Here is a 5,526-nt window from a genome sequence, read left to right as displayed (position 1 = left end):
ACCGACGAGATTTCATTCGATCGCGGCGCGATGGCGTTGCGCGCTCGCCGCAGGCGTACGCTGCACGCCATCACGCTGTCGGAAGCGCCGCTGGCGCTGACGCCCTCCGAACACACCGCGCGTATTTTCGCTGATGGACTGGTTGCCGCCGGACTCGACAGGCTGCCATGGTCGAAGCAGGCCGCGCAATGGCGCGACCGCGTGATGTTTCTGCGCAAGGCAGAAGGGGAAAGCTGGCCCGATCTGTCTGACGATGCGCTCGCCGCGCGGCGCGAGGACTGGCTGGTGGGAGCGCTGTTCGACAAGACCTCGCTGAAGGAGTTGTCGGCCGGCGATCTGTCGGAGGCGCTGCAGACGCTGCTGCCCTGGGAGTTGCGGGCGCGGCTGGAGCGCGAGGCGCCGACCCATTTCGAGGCGCCGACCGGCACCATGCTGGCGATCGACTATGAGGCCGAGCAGGGGCCGACCATCGCAGTGCGGCTGCAGGAGCTGTTCGGGCTCAACAGCCATCCCTCGATCGCCAAGGGCGCGGTGCCGCTGGTGCTGGAATTGCTCTCGCCGGCGCAACGCCCGGTCCAGGTCACGCGCGATCTGCCCGGATTTTGGCGCGGCAGCTATGCCGCGGTCCGGTCCGACCTGCGCGGGCGCTATCCCCGCCACCCCTGGCCGGAGGATCCCGCCAATGCGATGCCGACCCGCCGGGTCAAACCACGGGGAACGTGATGGGTTTTGGGCTGTCCGCGATGAACACGGCGAAGTGTGCAAGGCTGTTAACCCGTCGCTCATCTTTTTTGTCAAAATGGTAAATCGCGACGCTGCGATTTAATCGCGCTGTCGCCGCCGATGTGGTGAAATCGGCTGCTCGTCCTCTGGGTCCATGTGGCGTCATGCGTAACATCCTGATCACCGCGGCGATCCTCGCCGGCCTCGGCACCTTCATGGCGGAGATCGCCGACAAACTCACGCTGGCGCCGACCCCGGCCGCGGCCACCACGGCAGCCCGGACGGTCGCGGCGGTCGAGCCGCCGGTGCAGGAGAGTGCGCACAGCCTCAGCATTCCGCACGACGGCCGCGGTCATTTTGCCACCGAAGGCCGCATCAACGGCCAGCGCATCGCTTTCATGGTCGACACCGGCGCCTCCGTGGTCGCGCTGAATGAAACGTCAGCGGCGATGTTCGGGCTGCGCCCGACCCCGGGGCAGTTCACCGCGACCGTCACCACCGCCAACGGCAGCATCAAGGCGGCGCGCGCGCGGATTGCGATGATCGATGTCGGCGGCCTCGTGCTGCGCGACGTCGATGCCATGGTGCTGCCCGACGAGGCGCTGTCGGAGAACCTGCTCGGGTTGTCGTTCCTGTCGCGCCTCAAGCGCTTCGCATATGCCGATGGCCAGATGGTGCTGGAGCAGTAGGGCCGCGGCGCGCGCCTCCCTGGCGCGTCCAGCCGAGCGATTCCGAGAAACGGATCCGTAGGATGGGTAGAGCGCAGCGAAACCCATCACCACCAGCACCCTTGGCCGATGGGTTTCGCAAGTGCTCTACCCATCCTACGGCCGATTTTCAGTACAGCGATTTTGAGAAATCGAATCATAGCAGCTTCCTCCGAACCTCATCCCCGCGCAACGGCTTCGCCGTTGTCGCGTGAGGAGAATCGCGCAAGCGATGCGTCTCCGGACGATGCGTTGCATCGCCTTGAGAAGGATGGCCGCGGGAGACGGCCGTGCAAGCTGCCATCCTTCGAGACGCAAGCCTTCGCCCCTCACGGGCGAAGGCTTGCTCCTCAGGATGAGGCCGGACTGCGTGGAAACGATAGGTTCATGGAATCACTCGTCTAGTAGCGTCTAGTAGCCGTGGGGGCGGATCGTTAACGTGTGTGTCCTTGGCCGCCTTGAGCCACAGAAAGGTCCGTCGGCGCGGGGAATCCGCCCTAACTATATTCATTCGATCCCGCCGTTCCGCCTTTCGCCGGGCTCGAGCATTCGCTAAGGCTGCGCTCCATTGGTTGTTTGACGACGAGGCGATCCCCGTATGTTCCCGAAGCCGAAATCCGCGCTGTTTCCCAATACCTATGCCTTCGAATCCGAGCCGATGGTGAAGGCGACCGGTTTTCGCGAATACGACGCGCGCTGGCTGTTCAACAAGGAAATCAACCTGATGGGCGTGCAGGCGCTGGGCATGGGGCTTGGCGCGCTGATCGCGGAACTCGGCGTTAAGCAGGAGATCGTGACCGGGCATGATTTCCGCGGCTATTCGGCCTCGATCAAATACGCGCTGATTTCGGGCCTGATGGCTTCGGGCTGCAAGGTGCATGACATCGGGCTGGCGGTGACGCCGATGGCCTATTTCGCGCAGTTCGATCTCGACGTGCCCTGCGTCGCGATGGTGACCGCCTCGCACAACGACAATGGCTGGACCGGCGTCAAGATGGGCGCCAACCGTCCGTTGACCTTCGGGCCCGCCGAGATGACCCGGCTGAAAGAGATCGTGCTCAACGCCGATTTCAACAACAAGGCCGGCGGCTCCTATCAGTTCCACGAAAACTTTCCGGCGCGCTACATCGCCGATCTCACCCATCGTCCGACGCTGAAGCGCAAGCTCAAGGTGGTGGTTGCCTGCGGCAACGGCACCGCGGGCGCGTTCGCGCCGCAGGTGATGGAGAAGATCGGCTGCGAGGTGATCCCGCTCGATACCGAGCTCGACTACACCTTCCCGAAATACAATCCGAATCCGGAAGACATGGAGATGCTGCACGCGATCCGCGACGCGGTGCTGGCGCACAAGGCCGATGTCGGCCTGGGTTTTGACGGCGATGGCGACCGGTGCGGCGTGGTCGACAACACCGGCGAGGAAATCTTCGCCGACAAGGTCGGCGTCATGCTGGCGCGCGACATGTCGGCGATCCACAAGGACGCACTGTTCGTGGTCGACGTCAAATCTACCGGCCTGTTCGTCACCGATCCCGTGCTCTCGAGCCAGGGCGCAAAAACCGTCTATTGGAAGACCGGCCATTCGTACATGAAGCGCCACACCAACGAGCTCGGCGCGCTCGCCGGTTTCGAGAAATCCGGCCATTTCTTCTTCAACAAGCCGTTCGGCCGCGGCTATGACGACGGGCTGGTATCGGCGATCGCGATCTGCGACATGCTCGACCGCGCGCCGGACAAGTCGATGGCGGATCTGAAGAACGCGCTGCCGAAAACCTGGTCGTCGCCGACCATGTCGCCGCATTGCGCCGACGAAGTCAAATATGGCGTGGCCGACGCCGTAGTGAAGCATTTCGAGGCGGCGGAGAAGAACGGCAGCAAGGTTGCCGGACAGAAGATCCGCGATCTCGTCACCGTCAATGGCGTGCGCGTCACGGTGGAAGACGGCAGCTGGGGCCTGGTGCGGGCCTCATCCAACAAGCCGGAGCTCGTCGTCGTGGTCGAAAGCCCGGTGTCGGAGCAGCGCATGCATGACATGTTCGAGGCGATGGACAGCGTGCTGCGCACCCATCCCGAAGTCGGCGCCTATAATCAGAAGATCTGAGGCGCTCACGCGCCGGGCGGCCCGAACAGGGCGCGAAGCGTTGCCTTTGCGCCTTGCGCGGTCCAGGCGTCGCGCAGCATTGCGATCCATTCGCCGAGCGCGACCCGCACCGGATTGTACGACGGCGTGCCGCCAACCAGGCCGTAGCGCAGTTTCTGGTCCCGCGGCGGCTCGGCGAAGGTGCCGAACAGCCGGTCGAAGATGATCAGGATGCCGCCGTAGTTCTTGTCGAGGCACGCCTCATTGGAGGCGTGATGCACGCGGTGATGGCTGGGCGTGTTGAACACCCATTCGAGGGGGCCGAGCCGGGGCACGAATTCGGTATGAATCATGAACTGATAGAGCAGATTGATGCCAAGCATCGCGATGATCGCGACCGGGTGGATTCCGAGCAGCGCGAGCGGCAGGAAGAACAGGAAATTGCCGGAGATATTGCCGGTCCAGCCGAGCCTGATCGCCGCTGTCAGGTTGAGCCGGGTCGCCGAATGATGCACGGCATGCGTGGCCCACATCCAGCGAATACGATGCGACGCGCGATGCTGCCAGTAATAGCAGAATTCGCTGCCGAGAAACAGCGCGGCGATCGCCAGCGGACCGGTCTGGGAAAACTCCAGCAGCCGGTGTCGATACAGGAACGCGAACGGGATCGCGACGAGGCCTGCTTCGAGGCCGCGCATCAGGTTCTGGCCGAGCGCGACGCCGAAAGAGGCTGCGCTCTCCCGCCAGTCATGTGACTCGCAATCGACCAGGCGGCCGAGCCCGTATTCCAGCAGCATCAGCCCGATCGCAGTCGCCGCGATGATGAGGCGGATGCCGGGATCGATGAGAGATGATGGAAGACCCATGGCGGTGCTCCTTGAGCTGCGTTCTCCTATTTCGGCATGACGCCGGCGGTGAGGGCGCTGTCCTTCAGCTCCTCGGCACGGGGCATAACTTGCGCGCAGGCGAGGCTGAGCTGGCTCGCATGGAGGTGAAGACAGGCCAGGATGCGCCCGCCGCCGGGCATCACGCCCTCACACAGGCGGTCATAGTCGGCACGGCAGACCTGCATCAGCGAAATGGCCTCGTTGCGCATCTGCTGCGTGACCTGAGCATGCGCCAGCCAGGGCGTGCAGAGCGCGGAAGCGATCAGTGCGGCGGCCGCGGCTCGGGCGAGCGGCGCTGAGATTTTGAGGAGAAGCATGTTGGTTATCCGGATCGCGGGTTAGCCGGAAATGAGGTGCCGTCGCCCGGACCTGATTGATCCGGGCGGCGGCGCGGTCCCGTCGTCAGCGGGAAACCGTTCCGGTGCGGCTATAGGTGTTTCCGGCCGGGTCGGTGCGCGTCACGTTGCGCGTGCAGCTGCCGTTGGCGCAGCTCCCGGAAGCCTGCACCGACGACGTACCGCCGCGCGGCCCGGTGGACGAAACGGAGCGGGTCCAGGCATTGGCGTCGGCAACCGCGGCGACCGACAGCGAGCCGATGATGGCCGAGGCGATGAAGAACTTTTTCATGGTCGAAGTCTCCTGGGATGAAGGCTGCCGTTGCGGTAGCCATGTCGGGGAGACTGGGGCTGCGATGTCAGCGCAGTTTAGCGGGCCGGAAACCGTTGTTATTGTTTTGTCAGTCCGGTGTAACAGTCTGTAACAACGGCAATGCCGGCCTTGTGCAACGCTCGGCGTCGTTCAGAATGCAGCCATGACGGCGCAAGCGGCAACCATACTCATCGTCGAGGACGATCCCGAGATCAGCCGGCTGGTCGCTGACTTCATGCGGCGAGAGGGTTTCGAGGTCGCCTGCGCCGGCGACGGCAAGGCGATGGACGCCATGCTGCAGCGCTTGCGCCCGGATCTCGTCATTCTCGACCTGATGCTGCCGGGTGAAGACGGCCTGTCGATCTGCCGAAGGCTGCGGACCGACGACACTATCCCGATCCTGATGCTGACGGCGAAAAGCGACGAGATCGATCGCGTGGTCGGACTGGAGATCGGCGCCGACGACTATCTGACCAAGCCGTTC

At 64.1% G+C, this 5,526-nt stretch carries 7 protein-coding genes; 4 read left to right on the top strand and 3 right to left on the bottom strand.

Annotation, left to right across the window (positions count from 1 at the left end):
- The 3 genes from WCB02_RS24355 to WCB02_RS24345 form a co-directional block, all read left to right on the top strand.
- Positions 1-723 (top strand): ATP-dependent helicase C-terminal domain-containing protein (locus WCB02_RS24355; protein WP_423962174.1); only part of this gene is annotated, 723 nt, incomplete at its 5' end.
- 164 nt (positions 724-887) lie between these two features.
- A complete protein-coding gene (locus WCB02_RS24350; protein ID WP_423962173.1) occupies positions 888-1,412 on the top strand; it encodes a TIGR02281 family clan AA aspartic protease in 525 nt (174 codons plus the stop codon).
- A gap of 616 nt (positions 1,413-2,028) precedes the next feature.
- Complete coding sequence (locus WCB02_RS24345) at positions 2,029-3,528, top strand: phosphomannomutase/phosphoglucomutase (RefSeq protein WP_423962172.1); 1,500 nt, start codon at positions 2,029-2,031, stop codon at positions 3,526-3,528.
- 5 nt (positions 3,529-3,533) lie between these two features.
- Here the strand turns inward: WCB02_RS24345 and WCB02_RS24340 are convergent, their stop codons facing one another.
- From WCB02_RS24340 to WCB02_RS24330, 3 genes are all read right to left on the bottom strand, one after another.
- Entirely contained in the window at positions 3,534-4,373 is an 840-nt protein-coding gene (locus tag WCB02_RS24340; protein ID WP_423962171.1) for a sterol desaturase family protein, read from the bottom strand.
- A gap of 26 nt (positions 4,374-4,399) precedes the next feature.
- Positions 4,400-4,711, bottom strand: coding sequence for a cysteine rich repeat-containing protein (locus WCB02_RS24335; protein WP_423962169.1), 312 nt, complete (start codon positions 4,709-4,711; stop codon positions 4,400-4,402).
- Positions 4,712-4,796: 85 nt separating this feature from the next.
- Positions 4,797-5,021: a hypothetical protein gene (locus WCB02_RS24330; RefSeq protein WP_423962168.1), complete on the bottom strand. Its 225-nt coding sequence runs from the start codon at positions 5,019-5,021 to the stop codon at positions 4,797-4,799.
- A gap of 184 nt (positions 5,022-5,205) precedes the next feature.
- Here WCB02_RS24330 and WCB02_RS24325 point away from each other — a divergent pair.
- A partial coding sequence (locus WCB02_RS24325) for a response regulator (protein WP_423962167.1) occupies positions 5,206-5,526 on the top strand: 321 nt, incomplete at its 3' end.

This window comes from Bradyrhizobium sp. (assembly GCF_049581145.1).
Lineage (GTDB): Bacteria > Pseudomonadota > Alphaproteobacteria > Rhizobiales > Xanthobacteraceae > Bradyrhizobium.
This window is presented reverse-complemented; position numbering and strand designations above follow the sequence as displayed.